Origin of the sequence: Mesorhizobium sp. Ca11 (genome assembly GCF_020165275.1) — a bacterium.
Taxonomy (GTDB): domain Bacteria; phylum Pseudomonadota; class Alphaproteobacteria; order Rhizobiales; family Rhizobiaceae; genus Mesorhizobium.
Window position 1 is genome coordinate 63,472 of sequence record NZ_JAIUHU010000008.1, and the last position, 16,563, is coordinate 80,034.

At 65.5% G+C, this 16,563-nt stretch carries 16 protein-coding genes; 7 read left to right on the forward strand and 9 right to left on the reverse strand.

Annotated features, from left to right (window positions below; translation table 11 throughout):
- The first annotated feature begins 27 nt into the window (after window positions 1-27).
- From LB538_RS15880 to LB538_RS15890, 3 genes are all read left to right on the forward strand, one after another.
- Window positions 28-363: an ArsR/SmtB family transcription factor gene (locus tag LB538_RS15880; protein ID WP_224525066.1), complete on the forward strand. Its 336-nt coding sequence runs from the start codon at window positions 28-30 to the stop codon at window positions 361-363.
- Window positions 363-2,246: an ABCB family ABC transporter ATP-binding protein/permease gene (locus LB538_RS15885; RefSeq protein ID WP_095766982.1), complete on the forward strand. Its 1,884-nt coding sequence runs from the start codon at window positions 363-365 to the stop codon at window positions 2,244-2,246. Before LB538_RS15880 ends, LB538_RS15885 begins: the two co-directional genes overlap by 1 nt.
- 335 nt (window positions 2,247-2,581) lie before the next feature.
- Window positions 2,582-2,923: an antibiotic biosynthesis monooxygenase gene (locus LB538_RS15890; protein ID WP_411909025.1), complete on the forward strand. Its 342-nt coding sequence runs from the start codon at window positions 2,582-2,584 to the stop codon at window positions 2,921-2,923.
- Here the strand turns inward: LB538_RS15890 and LB538_RS15895 are convergent.
- Window positions 2,899-3,795: an SMP-30/gluconolactonase/LRE family protein gene (locus tag LB538_RS15895; RefSeq protein WP_411909026.1), complete on the reverse strand. Its 897-nt coding sequence runs from the start codon at window positions 3,793-3,795 to the stop codon at window positions 2,899-2,901. The genes LB538_RS15890 and LB538_RS15895 overlap by 25 nt on opposite strands.
- A gap of 137 nt (window positions 3,796-3,932) precedes the next feature.
- Between LB538_RS15895 and LB538_RS15900 the strand changes: the two genes are divergently transcribed.
- Together LB538_RS15900 and LB538_RS15905 are read left to right on the forward strand one after the other, a co-directional pair.
- The gene (locus LB538_RS15900; protein ID WP_318011893.1) at window positions 3,933-4,670 is read left to right on the forward strand and encodes a phosphatidylserine decarboxylase; all 738 of its coding nucleotides are present in this window, start codon (window positions 3,933-3,935) and stop codon (window positions 4,668-4,670) included.
- A 3-nt stretch (window positions 4,671-4,673) separates the two neighbouring features.
- Window positions 4,674-5,489, forward strand: a complete 816-nt coding sequence (locus LB538_RS15905) for a CDP-alcohol phosphatidyltransferase family protein (RefSeq protein WP_095766986.1) — start codon at window positions 4,674-4,676, stop codon at window positions 5,487-5,489.
- A gap of 9 nt (window positions 5,490-5,498) precedes the next feature.
- On the opposite strand, the gene LB538_RS15910 is transcribed toward LB538_RS15905, so the two are convergent.
- Window positions 5,499-7,721 carry an AMP-binding protein gene (locus LB538_RS15910; protein ID WP_224525063.1) on the reverse strand — a complete coding sequence of 741 codons (2,223 nt, stop codon included), beginning with the start codon at window positions 7,719-7,721 and terminating at the stop codon, window positions 5,499-5,501.
- A gap of 301 nt (window positions 7,722-8,022) precedes the next feature.
- Window positions 8,023-8,430: a tautomerase family protein gene (locus LB538_RS15915; protein ID WP_224525061.1), complete on the reverse strand. Its 408-nt coding sequence runs from the start codon at window positions 8,428-8,430 to the stop codon at window positions 8,023-8,025.
- A gap of 111 nt (window positions 8,431-8,541) precedes the next feature.
- Between LB538_RS15915 and LB538_RS15920 the strand changes: the two genes are divergently transcribed.
- Window positions 8,542-9,396 carry a LysR substrate-binding domain-containing protein gene (locus tag LB538_RS15920; protein ID WP_224525058.1) on the forward strand — a complete coding sequence of 285 codons (855 nt, stop codon included), beginning with the start codon at window positions 8,542-8,544 and terminating at the stop codon, window positions 9,394-9,396.
- A gap of 145 nt (window positions 9,397-9,541) precedes the next feature.
- Here LB538_RS15920 and LB538_RS15925 read toward each other — a convergent pair whose 3' ends face one another.
- The 3 genes from LB538_RS15925 to LB538_RS15935 form a co-directional block, all read right to left on the reverse strand.
- Window positions 9,542-10,459, reverse strand: a complete 918-nt coding sequence (locus tag LB538_RS15925; RefSeq protein WP_224525056.1) for a DMT family transporter — start codon at window positions 10,457-10,459, stop codon at window positions 9,542-9,544.
- Window positions 10,460-10,496: 37 nt separating this feature from the next.
- The gene (locus LB538_RS15930) at window positions 10,497-11,393 is read right to left on the reverse strand and encodes a DMT family transporter (RefSeq protein WP_224525052.1); all 897 of its coding nucleotides are present in this window, start codon (window positions 11,391-11,393) and stop codon (window positions 10,497-10,499) included.
- A gap of 139 nt (window positions 11,394-11,532) precedes the next feature.
- Complete coding sequence (locus LB538_RS15935) at window positions 11,533-13,029, reverse strand: S10 family peptidase (RefSeq protein ID WP_224525050.1); 1,497 nt, start codon at window positions 13,027-13,029, stop codon at window positions 11,533-11,535.
- A 319-nt stretch (window positions 13,030-13,348) separates the two neighbouring features.
- Here LB538_RS15935 and LB538_RS15940 point away from each other — a divergent pair, with 319 nt between their 5' ends.
- Window positions 13,349-13,855 (forward strand): OsmC family protein, encoded by a 507-nt coding sequence (locus LB538_RS15940; RefSeq protein WP_224525047.1) that lies wholly within the window; start codon window positions 13,349-13,351, stop codon window positions 13,853-13,855.
- A gap of 14 nt (window positions 13,856-13,869) precedes the next feature.
- Here LB538_RS15940 and LB538_RS15945 read toward each other — a convergent pair whose 3' ends face one another.
- The 3 genes from LB538_RS15945 to purF form a co-directional block, all read right to left on the reverse strand.
- Window positions 13,870-14,094 carry a hypothetical protein gene (locus LB538_RS15945; protein ID WP_041008353.1) on the reverse strand — a complete coding sequence of 75 codons (225 nt, stop codon included), beginning with the start codon at window positions 14,092-14,094 and terminating at the stop codon, window positions 13,870-13,872.
- Window positions 14,095-14,240: 146 nt separating this feature from the next.
- Complete coding sequence (locus LB538_RS15950) at window positions 14,241-14,984, reverse strand: SDR family NAD(P)-dependent oxidoreductase (RefSeq protein WP_224525045.1); 744 nt, start codon at window positions 14,982-14,984, stop codon at window positions 14,241-14,243.
- Window positions 14,985-15,043: 59 nt separating this feature from the next.
- The gene (gene purF, locus LB538_RS15955) at window positions 15,044-16,525 is read right to left on the reverse strand and encodes an amidophosphoribosyltransferase (protein ID WP_224525040.1); all 1,482 of its coding nucleotides are present in this window, start codon (window positions 16,523-16,525) and stop codon (window positions 15,044-15,046) included.
- Window positions 16,526-16,563: the final 38 nt, after the last annotated feature.

Here is a 16,563-nt window from a genome sequence, read left to right on the forward strand (position 1 = left end):
CCGTTCATCGTCTATCGCCGATGAACGATGTCCGAATCCCCCGAGACCCGCTGCACCGAAAGCCGTGCCATTGCCGCGCGGCTGGCGGCGCTGTCGCATCCGGCGCGCATCGAGATCCTGAAACATCTCTCGGCCAGCCGCTGCTGCTCCTGCCGTGAGGTGGTCGATCACCTCGATCTCGCACAGTCGACCGTTTCGCAGCATCTGAAGATCCTGGTCGAGGCCGGACTCGTCCGCTTCGAGACCGACCGCCAGCGCTCGCGCTACGCGGTCGACCACGACGCCCTCGCGGGCGTCTCCGCTTCGCTCACCCAGCTCGTCAACTCCTGCTGCCCCAGCCTCTCACCCATAAGGCAAGACTAGTGGCCGAAAAGACCGTATCCGCCGAAGCCGGCACCCTCACCACTTTGCGCAATCTGTGGCCCTATATGTGGCCGGCCGACCGCGCCGATCTCAGAGCCCGCGTCACCTGGGCGACGCTGCTTCTGGTCGTCGCCAAGGTCACATTGGTCGCCGGCCCCTATTTCTTCAAATGGGCGACCGATGCGCTGGCCCATGGCTCGAAGACACCGCCGCCGCTGCCATCCTTCCTGCTGGCGCCCGTGGCGCTGGTCATCGCCTATAACGTGCTGCGCCTGATCCAGCTCGGCTTCAACCAGCTGCGCGACGCGCTGTTCGCCCGTGTCGGCCAGTATGCGGTGCGCCAGCTCGCCTTCCGCACCTTCGTCCACATGCATCAGCTGTCGCTGCGCTTCCATCTCGAGCGCCGCACCGGCGGCCTGTCGCGCATCATCGAGCGCGGCACCAAGGGCATCGAGACCATCGTGCGCTTCATCATGCTGAACACGGCGCCGACCATCCTCGAATTCGCGCTGACGGCCGGAATATTTGCCTTCACCTATGGCTGGAAATACGTCGCCGTGGTCGCCGTCACCGTCAGCCTCTATGTCTGGTTCACCGTCAAGGCGAGCGACTGGCGCATCTCGATCCGCCGCGACATGAACGACAGCGACACCGACGCCAACACCAAGGCGATCGACTCGCTGCTCAACTTCGAGACGGTCAAATATTTCACCAATGAGCACATGGAGGCCGAGCGCTTCGACCGCTCGATGGCACGCTACGAGCTCGCCGCGACGAAAACCTGGACATCGCTCGGCTGGCTGAATTTCGGCCAGGGCCTCATCTTCGGCCTCGGCACGGTCATCGTCATGTGCATGTCGGCGCTGGAGGTGCAGGCCGGCAGGCAGACGGTTGGCGATTTCGTCTTCATCAACGCCATGCTGATCCAGCTTTCGGTGCCGCTCAATTTCATCGGCTTCATCTACCGCGAAATAAGGCAGGGGTTGACCGATATCGAGCATATGTTCGACCTGCTCGACGTGCCCCAGGAGATCGTCGACAAGCCGGATGCCAGGCCTTTGAAGGTCGGGCCCGGCAAGGTCGAATTCCGCGACGTCCATTTCTCCTATGACCCCAGCCGCAAGATCCTGAAAGGCGTCTCCTTCGAGGTGCCGGCCGGCAAGACCGTGGCCATCGTCGGCCCGTCCGGCGCCGGCAAGTCGACCATCTCCCGGCTGCTGTTCCGTTTCTATGACGTTCAGGGCGGCCAGGTGCTGATCGACGGCCAGGACATCCGCGACGTCACGCAGGAGAGCCTGCGGGCGGTGCTCGGCATGGTGCCGCAGGACACCGTGCTGTTCAACGACACCATCGCCTACAACATCCGCTACGGTCGCGTCGGCGCCGGCGAGGAGGAGGTGCGCAAGGCGGCCGAGCTCGCCCAGATCGGCCCGTTTATCCAGAAGCTGCCCGAGGGCTACAAGTCGATGGTCGGGGAGCGCGGGCTGAAATTGTCGGGCGGCGAGAAACAGCGCGTGGCGATTGCCCGCACCATCCTCAAGGCGCCGCCGATCCTGATGCTGGACGAGGCGACCTCGGCGCTGGACACCCAGACCGAGCAGGAGATCCAGGCAGCGCTCGACCTGGTCAGCAAGGGCCGTACCACGATCGTGATTGCCCACCGGCTGTCTACGGTGATTTCGGCCGACGAGATCATCGTGCTGAAGGACGGCCAGATCGCCGAGCGCGGCACCCATGCGGCGCTGCTTGCCAAGCACGGCCTCTACGCCTCGATGTGGGACCGCCAGCGCGAGGCGACCGAAGCCGAAGAGCGCCTGCGCATCGCGCGCGAAGGCGACGAGCTTGGGGTGATTGTGAGGAGAAGGACGTCGGAGGTGAGCTAGCGCCTCTTCCCCTTCTCCCCCTGTGGGAGAAGCTGGCCGCGAAGCGGCCGGATGAGGGGTGCTCCAGCGGAGTGAGACGCTGGCATTCCCTGGAACACCCCTCATCCGACCGAGCTTCGCGCCGATCCACCACCCGGCCCTTCGCAGGCTCAGGGCGTTCGAAGCTCGAAAAGCCAAGCAATTGGCTTTTCGTCCGCTAACGCGGACCGCTTCTCACCCCACAAGGGGAGTGGGTAAAGTCGGCGCTAAAAATCCCGCTTGACCTCAACCTATCTTGAGCTTGCAAACCGTCTCCGAGCCACCGCCAACAACCTTCCAAATCGGAGATGGATGAAATGAGCACCAACAATCATCGCACCGGTAGCGTCTTCCGCGTCGACAAATTCGTCGTGCCGGCGCAAGCGCGCGACGAAATCCTCAGCAAGGCCAGGATGACGCATGAACTGCTGCGCCAGCAGGAGGGTTTCGTGCAGGACTTCCTGCTTGAGCAGTTCTCCGGCCCCGGCGAGTTCAACCTTATCACCATGGTCGAATGGGAAAGCCAGGCCGCGGTCGACAAGGTGGTGCCGATCGTCAAGGCAGCGCACGAGCGCATCGCCTTCAGCGCGCAGGAAACGATCGCCCGCCTCGGCGTCAAGGCCGACATAGCCAACTATCGGCGCGTGCCCGAACTATAGGAAGGCCACCCGGCTCCGGGCACCGAAACAGCGGCGCTCAGCACCTGGCCGGTGCGGGCGTCGCTCACCATGTTTTCGAACCCACGCCATTCGGCGGCGGCGATGAACAACGTCCTGCCGTCGGAGCCGCCCAGCATGCAGGCAAAGCAGCCGCGATCGACCTCGACCCTGTCAATTTTCTCGCCGCCCTCGCGCACGCGCACGCAGTGCCGGTTGGGCACGTCGGCATACCAGACGCAGCCCTCGGCATCGATGCAGATGCCGTCGGGATAATTGTTCCCGAGATCGGCCCATACGCGCCGGTTTGAAAGGCTCCCATCTTCGGCGATATCGAAGGCGGTCAATCGGTTGGCGTGGGATTCGGCGACGACCAGTGTATTGTTGTCCGGCGTCACCGCCATGCCGTTGGCGAAGGCGATATCGTCGGCGACCTGCCGCACGCCGCCGTCCGGCCTGAGCAGCACAATGGTGCCCGGTCCGAAATGCTCGCCCGGCGCCGGTGCCGGCCCGCCGCCATTGACATAGATGTTGCCGCGCCCATCGACGACGATTTCGTTCCAGGGGTTCTTCGACAGATGCCTCAGATCGGCATGGGTGACGAGCGTCCCGCCTGCCTCCTGCCTCAGCAGCAGGCCTTCCCGACCCGAGACTACCAGAAGCCGGCCATCCGGCAACCAGTCGATCGAATAGGGCAGGACGGCCGGCACGGTAAGCATCACCTCGCTCCGGCCGTTTTCGTCCACCGCGACGATCTCGCCGGTGCCCCAGTTGCAGAGCCAGAGCCGACCGTCATGCCAGCGCGGCGACTCGCCGAAGGCGAGGCCTGTTGTGATGATATTGGCGCTCATTGCAGACGGTTTCGGCGAAGGCATTGGCGGGCTCCTTGGGTGTCCACTCGCCAAGGACGCGCGACGGAGCCGAGTTCCGACACCCGGAGCAAAATTTAGGCTTGCACGCCGGCGTTGCTGCCTCCCCCATTGTTGCGTTGCGGGGAGGGGGGCTTTCCGCTATTGAGGCGCAACCTGAAACAGGGACCGCCCCAAGCCCTATGACGCTTCTCGACTCGGTCAAGAATACGTTCGTTCCGATCCATCGCGAAGGCTACCCCTTCATCGCCGCCTTCGCCGCGGCAACGCTGTTCCTCGGCTATTTCTCCTCGATCCTGTTCTGGATCGGGCTGATCCTGACCGCGTGGTGCATCTATTTCTATCGCGATCCCGAGCGCGTCACGCCGGTCGACGACCGGCTGGTGGTGAGCCCGGCCGATGGCGTGATTTCTGCGGTCGGCCCCGCCGTGCCGCCGAGCGAGCTTGGCCTGGGCTCCGGCGAGATGACCCGGATCTCGGTGTTCATGAACGTGTTTTCGTGCCACATCAACCGCGCTCCGGTGCGCGGCCGGATCACGCGCATCGAGCACAAGCCCGGCAAATTCCTCAATGCCGAGCTCGACAAGGCAAGCGCGGAGAACGAGCGCAACGGCCTGGTCATCGACAGCCCGAACGGCACGATTGCCGCCGTGCAGATCGCCGGCCTTGTGGCGCGCCGCATCGTCTGCTGGGCCGAGGCCGGCGGCACGATCGCGATCGGCGAGCGTTTCGGCCTGATCCGCTTCGGCTCGCGCGTCGACGTCTTCCTCCCGTCGGGCGCCGTGCCGCGCGTCGCGGTCGGCCAGACGGCGGTCGGCGGCGAGACCGTGCTTGCCGAATTCGGTGGCACCGCGGTCACGCCCTTGGTCAGGGTTTCCTGAGCGTTGGGCGCGCCGTTCAAGAAATTCGAAGCCCATGCCAGCGGCGGTCCGCGCATCCGCGAGATCCCGATGCGCATGGTGCTGCCCAACCTGGTCACCGTGCTTGCCATCTGCGCCGGCCTATCCGGCATCCGCTTCGCCTTCGAGAACCGCTTCGAGATCGCTGTGGTCATGGTGTTGCTTGCCGCCTTCCTCGACGGCATCGACGGGCGACTGGCGCGCATGCTGAAGGCGACCTCGAAATTCGGCGCCCAGATGGATTCGCTGGCCGATATCGTCAATTTCGGCGTGGCGCCGGCCCTGGTGCTCTATGCCTTCCTGCTCGACCGCGCCGGCTCGCCAGGCTGGATCGCCGCACTTCTCTTCACCATCGCCTGCGGCATGCGGCTGGCCCGCTTCAACGTTCTGGCCGACGACGCCGAGCAGCCGGCCTGGCAGACCGAATATTTCGTCGGCGTGCCGGCCCCGGCGGGTGCTGTGCTGGTCATGCTGCCGCTCTATCTTTATTTCCTGCGGCTCGGTCTGGAGCCCAGCCGGCCGGCCGCCTTCGTCGCCACCGGCTTCACCGTGCTGGTCGCCTTCCTTCTGGTCAGCCGCCTGCCGGTCTACTCGGGCAAGAGCGTCAAGGTGCCGGGCGACAGGGTGCTGCCGGTCATCCTCGGCGTCGTGCTCTACATCCTCTTGCTGATGACCTATCCTTGGTACACGCTAACGGCTTCCGTCGCTGGGTACCTGCTTTTCCTGCCGTTGTCGGTGCGCGCCTATTCCAAGCGGGCCATGCGCGAAGGCGAGAAGGTGCCGCCGTCGGATATCGGGTAGCGCTGCGCCCTAGGCCGCCGCACTCAGCCCCAGCCGGTCGATCGCCAGCTTGCGCGCCGAGATGTAATCCGTCTTGCCCGAGCCCAGCACCGGGATCTCTTCCACCTTGATGATGTCGTTGGGCACCATCAGCTCGGCCGCGCCGGCCTTCTTGCCGAACTGGCGCAGCTCCTCGGCATTGGCTTCGTCGGCGGTGGTGACCAGCACGATGCGCTCGCCGCGCCTCTTGTCGGGCACTGCCACCGCCGCGTGGCGCTCTTCCGGCCATAGCGACTGCACCAGCATCTCGACGGCGCCCAGCGACACCATCTCGCCGGCGATCTTGGCGAAGCGCTTGGCCCGCCCGCGTATGGTGATGAAGCCCTCGCGGTCGACCGAGACGATATCGCCGGTATCGTGCCAGCCTTCCAGCCGCTGCAATTCGCCGGGACGGTCGGCGGTCATGTAGCCCATCATCATGTTCGGTCCGTCGAGCCACAGCCGGCCGCCCTCGGCGATGCCTTCGACCGGCTCCAGCTTCATGCGGATCGCCGGCAGCGGACGCCCGACTGTGCCGTCGCGGCTGTGGATGGCGGTGTTCACCGCCACCACGGGCGCGGCCTCGGTCAGCCCGAAGCCTTCCACGATCGAGGCCTGGAAACGGTCGCGGTAGGTGCGCCGCGTTTCCGGCTTCACCGCTTCGGCGCCGGCCACGACAAAGCGCAGGCTGGAGAAGTCGCCGTCCTTGGCGGTGCGGGCGTAGTTGGCCAGAAAAGTGTCGGTGCCGAACATCACGGTCGGCTTCACCTTGCGGGCGATCTCTGGGATGATCTTGTAGTGCAGCGGCGAGGGGTAGAGGAACAGCTTTACGCCCAGCACCAGCGGCAGGATGGTGCCGCCGGTCAATCCGAAGGAATGGAACACCGGCAGCACGTTGAGCAGGATGTCGGCCGGCGAGACGGAGACGCGCGCCTCGGCCTGCATGACATTGGCAAGCAGGTTGCGGTTCGACAGCACCACCGCCTTCGGCGTGCCTTCCGAGCCGGAGGTGAACAGGATGACAGCGGGCTTCGAGGCTTGCTGCCGCTGCAGCGGCAAACGCCACAGAAGCGCTGCGGCGACCTTGTCCAGGGTCGTCACATTGGCGCGCACATCTTCCAGCCACAGCATCTTGGCGCCACCCGCCTCGACCGCGGCGACGATGTCGTCGATGCCGGCCTTTTCGATGAAGGCGCGGGAGGAAACCACCGTTCTGATGACGGCAGTGCGGACCGCCGCGGTCACGCTCGCCGGGCCGGCGGTGTAGTTGATCATCGCCGCCACGCGGGCAGCTGAGACCAGGCCGACGAAGGTAAGCACCACACCATTGGCATTGGGCAGCAGCACGCCGACCGCTTCGCCGGGCGCGGTCACCGCCTCGAAATGGCGGCCGAGCACGCGAGCGCCGATGAACAGCTTACGGTAGCTGAGCGAACCGGAAATCACATCCTCGATGATCGGGCGCGAAGGTCCGATGCGGTCGGCGGCGTCGCGCATGGCGAACAAGAGCCCGCGATCGAGATTGGTGCCGTAAAGCCGCGCCTCGGCGAAGCGGTCGAACAGCGCGTTGGTGTTGGATGCCATGTCGGGGTTGCGCGCCACCAGCTCGGCGATGGTCATCGGCTCCAGCACACTCATCGAAAGCCGCGGGAACCAGTGGCGCGGCGCTTTTTCCTTCGGCGTCAGCGACACCGGCAGGTCACGCGTGCCGGCAACGAAGATCGGCACGATGCGTGCGTCGGCCTGCATGGCGATGCGGGTGATGGCACGAAATAGCCTGAAGGACTTGACGTCCGGCTCGACATTGTCCGGCAGATAGACGGCAAGCCGCCCCTTGCCCTTCAGCACACGCACCAGCCGGCGGCTGACGAAGATATGCTCGGCGTTGAAGGCGATGGTACGCGCAAGCTCGCGCCACGGCTCCAGCCAGGGCGAGCGCGCCGAAGCCTCGTCCAGGATATGCAGCGTGTCGTCGGGAAGCAGCGACAGCATCAGCGCCGGCTCGATGCGTGACTGGTGCCAGACGACATAGATGACCGGCGTCTTGGCGCTGCGGGCGATGCGCATGCGATTGTCGGCGATGCGGTAGGCGAGCTTGAACGGCACATAGAGCAGCGCCTGGGTGAAGCGCAGGTCGAGCCGGAACCGCTCGATCACGGCAATCAGCAGCCAGGCAAAGACAAGGCCCGCCAGCAGCGCCAGGGTCAGGATCATGCCGCTCTCTCCCAGTCTCCTCCAGGGCGCGGCTCTTGAGCGACCGCTTCGGTGGCAGAGGGTAGCGGAAGTGCGGGCAAGGTCAATGCGGGGTCGGAGAGCTTTCCCTTCTCCCCTTGTGGGAGAAGGTGGATCGGCGCGCAGCGCCGAGACGGATGAGGGGTGTTGGAAGAAATGAGGCGCTGGAAAATCCAGCTCTTGAGGCGCTTAGCTTGCGACGCCGCGCTCCGTCCAACACCCCTCATCCGACCGAGCTTCGCTCGGCCACCTTCTCCCACAAGGGGAGAAGGGGAAGACGGCGCTACGCCGCCTTCAACCTCCCGCTGATGAACCGGAACTCCTGGCTTTTGCCGCCATAGCCATAGGCCGCCGCCGGCACTTCGTGCACGAAGGCGTAGCTTTCCTCATGCACGCCGCCCAGCAGCCGGCCGAAGGCCCCGAAGATCGCCTTGAGATAGGCTTCGAGCTCGAGCTTGGTGTTGGTGCCGTCGACGACCTTGATGTCGAGCCAGAACGTGTTGGTGTCGTGCTCGGCCAGCGACTTGCCGCCGGCGAACCAGTGCTGCGAATCGATGTAGTTGACGGCGACCGCGGTGATCGTCGGATCCTTGTGCAACAGTTTCGCGGTGATATCGGTCGCCTCCCTGGCGATTGCCGCGGACAGCTTGGCGTCCGGCTTGCCGGTGACGCTCACATTGATGATCGGCATTTTCTATCCTCCGAGTTGGGCGCCTCGCGCCGACGATGGGAGGATCATGCCACCGGCATAGCATCAATAAAATCGAATTGTTTTTGATAAAAGCTTCGATATCATCGAAGTATGGAAACGCTCGATCCGGATCTTCTGAAAACCTTCCTTGCCTTTGTCGACGGCGGCTCGCTCGCCAAGGCCGCATCCACCGTCGGCCGCACACCGTCAGCGGTGACCGCGCAGATGCAGCGGTTGGAGGAGATCGTCGGCGAGCCGCTGCTCATCCCGCAGGGCAGGGGACGCGGGCTGACGCCGGCCGGCGAAGATCTTGTCGGCCATGCGCGGCGCATCCTTGCCGTTCACACCGAAGCCTGGCTGGCGCTGAAAGGCGCGCGCGCCGGCGGCCGCATCGCCATCGGCACGACGCAGGATTTCGCCGATCAAGGGCTGCCGGACCTGCTCCGGGCCTTCGCTGCCAGCCACCCGCGCGTCAGGGTCGAGCTGCGCGTCGGCCGCTCCCTGGAGCTCGGGTCGGCGTTGCAGGCGGGCCAGCTCGACCTCGCGATCACCATGCGCCATGCCCCGTTGCCGGATGAAGCGGCCCTGATCAGCGAGCCGATGCTGTGGCTCTGCTCGGAAAAAGGCCTGGCGGCGCGACAGGAGGTGGTACCGCTGGCCCTGCTCGATCCCTATTGCGGCTTCAGGGAGGCAGCGCTCAATGCGCTCGATGCAGCCGGCCGCCGCTATCGCATCGCCGCCGGCAGCGCCAGCCTTGCCGGCCTGCGCAGTGCGGTCAATGCCGGCATCGCGTTGACGCCGCGCACCCGGCGTTTCGCCTATTCCGGCATCGTCGAGGTATCTGCCGATTTCGACCTCCCGCCGCTGCCGATGGCCGATTTCGCCATCCGGCTCGGCCGCGAAGCCGCCCGCCCGGCGCGGGACCTGGCGGAGCTGCTTGCCGGCGGCCTGGCCCTTCCGTCCTGAGGCCGGTCGCCCAAAGAAAAAGCCGACCTTTTTGAGGGTCGGCTTCTAGTCGGACGGGTCGAGGGGTTTGGGGGGACTTGGGGGGTGACCCGTCGATCCAATAATGCTCCACGCGGATGATGGTTCCGTGACCGGCGAAATATTTTTATGAACCCGCCGATTTCGCCTTCAGCCAGTCGCGTCCGGCATGCGCAAAGACCGCGCAAAGCACGATGGCTCCGCCGATGATGCTGGCCATCGGTGGGAGTTCGCCCAGAAACAGCAGGGCAAACAGGATGGCGAACGGCACCTCTGCGGAACCGAGCAGGCCGGCTTCCGCCGACGGGATCAGCCGCGAGCCTTCCGTCCACAGGATCGAGGCGAGCGCGAAAGAGCAGCCGAAGGTGGCAAGCAGCGCCACGTCGCGGGCGGACACGGCCAGCGGATCGGTGACGAACCAGCCGAGCACGAAAAGCAGGAAGGCCGAGACAGCGCCCGCCCAGACGACCGGCGAGTCGCGAAAAGCGCGCACCATGATCATGTAGAGCGCGCTGCCGGCGGTCATCAAAAGCGCCAGCGCGTCGCCGAACAGGTGCCCGCTGCCGAGGCCGGCGCCCACCATCATGGCGACGCCGCAAAGCGATACGGCCGCGGCCAGCATCGTCTGCAGCCGGAATTTTTCCCGCACCAGAAGGAAGGCGAGCAGTGCGGCGATGAAGGGCGAGGTCGCGTAGATCACCGCGACATTGGCGACATAGGTGAATTTGAAGGCCGAGATGAAGGCGATGCTGGCGGCGGCGCCCTCGACCGCGAGCAGCCAGCCCCGCCAGCCGAGTTTCAGGCTTTCGCGCCCGCCCGAGCGGCGCCGGCGCCACAGCACGTAGAAGCTGATCAGGATCGAGCCAAAAAAACCGCGCCAGCAGGTGATCGTCAGCGGATCGGCATGGATCGACTTGGTCAGCACGCCAGTGAGCGCGAAGGCGATCGCCGATGCCGACACCAGGATAATGCCGAGCGTGCGCTCGGCAGCCACGTCGGCGGCGGCAGGCGCAAGCTTTTCCGGCATGTCGAGCGTGTCCGTCATGGCGCCAGCCTACCCGGTTGCTCCTGACAGCTCTCTGTCATGAGACCTGCTCCCGTCTGCGGAAATGCTCGTTGCCGACGATGAGCAGGCCGGCGCCGATGATCAGCGCCGCGCCCATGAACACTTCCGTGCGGGGCACGTCGCCCCAGATGGCGTAGCCCAGCGCGAAGGCCCAGACCAGCGAGGTGTATTCGAACGGCGCAATAATCGACACCGGCGCGCGCTTCATGCCTTCGAACAGCGCATATTGCGCCACCCCGCCGAGCGCCCCGACGCTGACAAGCAAAAGAAGCTGCCGCCAATCGGGCATGCGCCACCAAAGCAGCGCCGGCACGGCCGAGAAGAGCAGGAAATAGAAATTGTTGAGCACGAGCTGGATCGTCGTGCGCTCCTGCAGCGCCGTCTTGCGCAGCAGCACCACGGCGATCCCCCAAAGGACGGCCGCTGCCAGCACCAGGAGCACCGGCACGGAGAAGCCGAGCCGGGTCGGATCGCAGGCGATGAAGACGCCGACGAAGCCGATGAACACCGCCAGCCAGCGCAGCAGCGGCACCGTCTCGCCCAGGATCAGCACGGACAGCACGGTGACGATGATCGGCGCGGCGTAATAGATGGTGGTGAGCTCGGCAAGCTGCAGCGAGCGCGCGGCGTTGTAGTAGCAAAGCCAGGCGGCGAGCGTGAAGGCGCTGCGCACCAGCATCGGCCTGACGATCGGCGAATCGATCGTGTCGGCGAACAGCCGCCTGCCGCCGGCCGCGCCGCAGGCGACGAGCACGGTGATCGAGCGGACGAACATGATCTGCCAGACCGTCATGCCAGCGACCAGGAGCTTGATCGAGGCATCCTGCGCCGAAAACAGGAAATAGGCGGCGGCCGTGAGCAGGATGCCGGCCAGCACCCTTTCGCGGCTTTCCAGGATGACGACATCGGCCATAAGGGCTCAGCGTGTTTGCGTGAGGCGGTTCCGCCCCGGTCGGGACCGTTGCTCCAGCTATAGGGGCGAAAGCTTGCACTGCGCTGCTCCAGCGCGGCGCTTGCGTTGGCGCAGGTCGTTTGCCGGAGGCCGGTCGGCCTTACTGCGTCGCCTGATAGAGCTCCGATGCCGCATCCTTCAGCGCGCGCCGTCCGTCCGGCCGCAGATACATCATGTGGCCGCCCTCGACGACGTCGAGTCGGATCGGCCTGGCGCCTGACAGCGAAGGAAGCTGGTTCACCAGATAGCGCGAGGCGAGATAGGGGGTGACGAGGTCGGTATAGCCGTTGACGATGACGACACCCAGCGCCGGGTTGAGCGAGCGGGCGCGCTGCAGGTCGTTCATCACACCGGCATAGCCTTGGCCTGATGTGCCGTAATCCCAGCTGCGGCTGACCTCGCCATTGAGCAGCCGGTAGCTGACGTCAGTGCGGTAGTTCAGCTCGTCGCGGGCGTAAGCGACGAAGGCGGAGGTCAGCACCGGAACGCTGCGGTCGAGCACCGGGTCGGGGCCGGCCTCACGGGCGCTTTGCGGCGCGATGTCGGCAGTGCCGATGGTGGCGTCGTAGGGGCTCAGAACCTTGCCGGTGGCGCGCTGGAATTCCTTGGCGAAAAGCCCGATGGGGATGCGGGCGAAATTGCGCTGGACGAGCTCCAGCGGCAGGCCGGTGATCTCCGAAACGCGCCCGCTGGCGAGCTTGCTGCCTTGCTCCAGTCCGCTGTTCAGCGCCGTCAGGTAATCGCCGAGCGCATAATGCTCGACCTCGGCCAGCCTGTCGCGCAACGCGTCGCCACTCACGCCGACGCCCTTCAGCCGCGTTGCCGCCAGCGAAGGCAGCTCCAGCGCCCAGTGCAGCTGGTCGAATTGGTCGGGGCGCACCAGCATGAATTCCAGCGCCGGCGAGATCAGCACGATGCCGCTGGGGCTGAGGCCGACATCCTCCTGCAGCGTGCGGGCAAGCAGCGCCGCGCGAAAGCCGCCATAGCTCTCGCCGGCGAGGAACAGCGGCGATCCGGTGCGGCCGTTCTGCGCCAGATAGAGGCGGATGAAGGCGCCGACCGAGCTGGCGTCGGCATCGACGCTCCAGAATTCCTTCGGCTCGTGCCCAGGCGCCTCACGGCTGTAACCGGTGCCGACCGGATCGACGAAGACGAGATCGCTCATGTCGAGCCAGCTGTCGGGATTGTCGATGAGCTTCTGCGGCGGCCGCAGGAACTCGCCGTCGGCGGCGGTCTCGACGATGCGCGGCCCGATCGCGCCGAGATGCAGGTAAGCTGACGCAGCACCGGGCCCGCCGTTGAAGACAAAGGTGATCGGCCGCTCCTTCGCCGGGGCGGACGATTGCTGCGAGTAGGCGACATAGAAGATCTCGGCCGTCACCTCGCCCTTGCCGGATAGGAGGGACAGCGTGCCGGCCTTGGCCTGGTAATCCAGCTTGCGCCCGCCGAGCGTGATCGAATGCTCTGTCACCTGCGGAGGCGGCAACAGCGACAGCACGCCGCCGGTCGGGGCTGGACGCTCGGGTGCTTCGGCGAAGGTGGGCTGAGCGAAGGCGGCGAGCGCCAACAGGACGAGGGAGACGAGCTTGGATCGCATGTGGGCTCCGGAAATGGTCTCGGAATAGGTATGGCCTGGGCGTGTGAAGTCAAAACAACAATCGCAAACGTTGCGATCCTTCGCGCCCCCCTCTGCCCTGCCGGGCATCTCCCCCTCGAGGGGGAGATCAGATGTCGCGTCGGCCTTCGTCATTCACCCACGCTCGCTAATCTCCCACGCGCTGCAGAAAGGGCGCCGCCGGAGAAGCTGCCAATCTCCCCCCAAGAGGGGGAGATGTCCGGCAGGACAGAGGGGGGCGCTGTCCCGCCGGCATATCAGTGCTATCAAGGCATCAAAGGCTGATCGGAAGGACAACACAATGGACGCAACCGCCCTCAAGGCCATGCAGGCCCCGTTGAAGGACGCCTATCGCGAAGACGCCGCGCGAGCGCTGATCACGCTGAGAGCCCGCGGCACGCTCGACGACCAGTCGATCGCCTGCAAGGTGGAGACCGGTAGGGCGCTTGCTGTCGCCGGGCTTCATCCGGCCACCGGCGGCTCGGGCCTCGAGCTGTGCTCGGGAGACATGCTGCTGGAAGCGCTGGTCGCCTGCGCCGGCGTGACGCTGAAAGCGGTGGCGACCGCCTTGGAGTTCAAGCTCGGCAACGCTACCGTCGAGGCCGAGGGCGATCTCGATTTTCGCGGCACGCTGGGCGTCGCCCGCGACGCGCCGGTCGGCTTCCGCGAGATAAGGCTGAAATTCGATCTCGACACCGACGAGCCGCAAGAGCGCATCGATTCACTCATCAAGCTCACCGAGCGCTACTGCGTGGTGTTCCAGACGATCAACAACAAGCCGGCGTTGAGCGTGAGCGCGCGGCGCTGAAACGACGCTTCGCGCTACTGCGCCGAGGGCGTTTCCGCATCCCCTTCATCGGTAAAGGGCGAGGCGCTCGGCACGCATTGCACGGCCCAGCCCTGAGGGGTCGGCTGCTTCTGATATTCGGTGATGGCGTTGGTGCATTGTTCGCGGGTGTCGAAGGTGCTGGGCAGCACCACCATGCCGCCTTGCGGGCCGGCGATTACCAGATACCAGACCAACGCTACGCTGGGAGTAGCAGCCATGGGAATTCCTCGCTTTGAAATGTCGGAGTCGGGCCGATCCTAGCAACTCCCATGGAGCAGCGAAAGCAGCGAGGCGGCACACGCTTTCGCCGCCCCGTTCACAGACCCGTGAATAGAGGGGTCGCGACGCCTCAGGCACCCAGGCTTTATTCCGGCTTCCGGTAGGCGACGAAGCGGTTGTGCTTGGCCTGGAAGATCAGGCCGGTTTCCTTCAGTTCCGGGCTTGCCAGGGGCACGATGCGCTTGGCGATCTCGGACGGATGCGGCAGCGTCTCCGGGTCTTCGCCCGGCATGGCCTGCGCGCGCATTGCGGTGCGGGTTGCGCCGGGATCGGCGGCGTTCACCCTCAGCGGCAGGCTCTCGGTTTCATGGGCCCAGGAACGCATCATCGTTTCGACCGCCGCTTTCGAGGCCGCATAGGGCGCCCAGAAGGCGCGCGCCGAATGCGCCGCATTGGACGACAGGATGATGGCGCGGCCGGCGTCGGAGAGCCTGAGCAGCGGATCGACCGAGCGGATCAGCCGCCAGGTCGCCGTCACGTTGATGGTCATCACCTTCTCGAAGGTCTTGGCCTCGACATGGCCGATCGGCGAGATGACGCCGAGCACGCCGGCATTGGCGACCAGGATATCGAGCTTGCCCCAGCGCTCATGGATCGCGCCGCCCAGCCGGTCGATGCCGGCCATGTCGGCAAGATCGAGCGGCACCAGCGTCGCCTGGCCGCGGCCATCGGCCTTGATCTGGTCGTCCAGCTCTTCCAACCCGCCCACTGTGCGCGCCACCGCGATCACATGCGCGCCGGCCGCAGCCAGCTCCTTGGCGATGAAATAGCCGATGCCGCGCGAGGCGCCGGTGACGACCGCCACGCGGCCTGAAAGGTCGAGGGTCATGTGAGAGATTCCATAAGGCGCGAAACAGCTCGGCGAAGGCAATTGATAGTCCGGGCGCCCTACGCCCCGCCGCTCGCCAGCAGCGACAGCGTGCGCACATTGTCGTGGCCTTCGAAGTCGAGCAGGCGGGTGGGGTACTGTCCCGTGAAGCAGGCGTCGCAGAATTGCGGCTGGTCGTTGTCGCGGCGTGCCTCGCCGACGGCGCGGTAGAGCCCGTCGATCGACAGGAAGCCGAGCGAATCGACGCGGATGAACTCCGCCATCTCCTCGACCGACATGCGCGACGCAAGCAGCTTCGACTTCTCCGGCGTGTCGACGCCGTAGAAGCAGGACGCGCTGGTCGGCGGCGAGGCGATGCGCATATGCACTTCCCTGGCGCCGGCGTCGCGCACCATCTGCACGATCTTCTGGCTGGTGGTGCCGCGCACGATCGAATCGTCGACCAGCACCACGCGCTTGCCCTCGATCATGCGGCGGTTGGCGTTGTGCTTGAGCTTCACGCCCATGTGGCGGATGGAATCGCCTGGTTGGATGAAGGTGCGGCCGACATAGTGATTGCGGATGATGCCGAGCTCGAAGGGAATGCCGGCAGCCTGCGAGAAGCCGATCGCGGCCGGCGTGCCGGAATCCGGCACCGGCACGACGATGTCGGCCTCGACCGGGCTTTCCTGCGCGAGTTCCGCGCCAATGCGCTTCCTCACATCATAGACGTTGCGGCCTTCGACCGAGGAATCCGGCCGCGCGAAATACACATATTCGAAGATGCAGAAGCGCGTCTTCTGCGGCTCGAACGGGAAGATGCTTTCGATGCCCTTCGCGGTGACCACCACCATCTCGCCGGGCTTGATGTCGCGCACGAAGCGGGCGCCGATGATGTCGAGCGCGCAGGTTTCGGACGCGAGGATCCAGGCGCCGTCGAGGTCGCCAAGCACCAGCGGGCGGATGCCGAGCGGATCGCGGCAGCCGATCATCTTCTTGGCGGTCATCGCCACCAGCGAGAAGGCGCCTTCGACCTGGCGGATCGCATCGATGAAACGCGAATTCAAATCGCGCTCCTTGCTGGTCGCGACCAGATGCAGCAGCGTCTCTGTGTCGGAGGTCGAGGAGAAGATCGAGCCCTGCTTCTGCAGCGCGCGCTGCACGGTGAGCGCGTTGGTGAGGTTGCCGTTGTGAGCCACGGCAAGACCGCCTTCCGCGAGCTCGGCGAAGAAGGGCTGGATGTTGCGCAGCCCGGCGCCGCCGGTGGTGGCGTAGCGCGTGTGGCCGATGGCGCGGTTGCCTTGCAGACTGTCGATGACGCGCTGTTTGGTGAAGGTATCGCCGATCAGGCCGACATGGCGTTCGACATGGAACTGGGTGCCGTCATAGGAGACGATGCCGGCCGCTTCCTGGCCGCGATGCTGCAGGGCATGAAGGCCGAGTGTGACGATGGCCGCCGCGTCCTGCCGGCCGAAGATGCCGAACACGCCGCATTCGTCATGAAAATGATCGTCGGCCTCGGCGGAAAGGACCTCGCCTTCATCTGCCGTTGAGTCTGCCATCTGGTGCTCAAGCTCCGCTAAAGCCGCCATATAAGGCG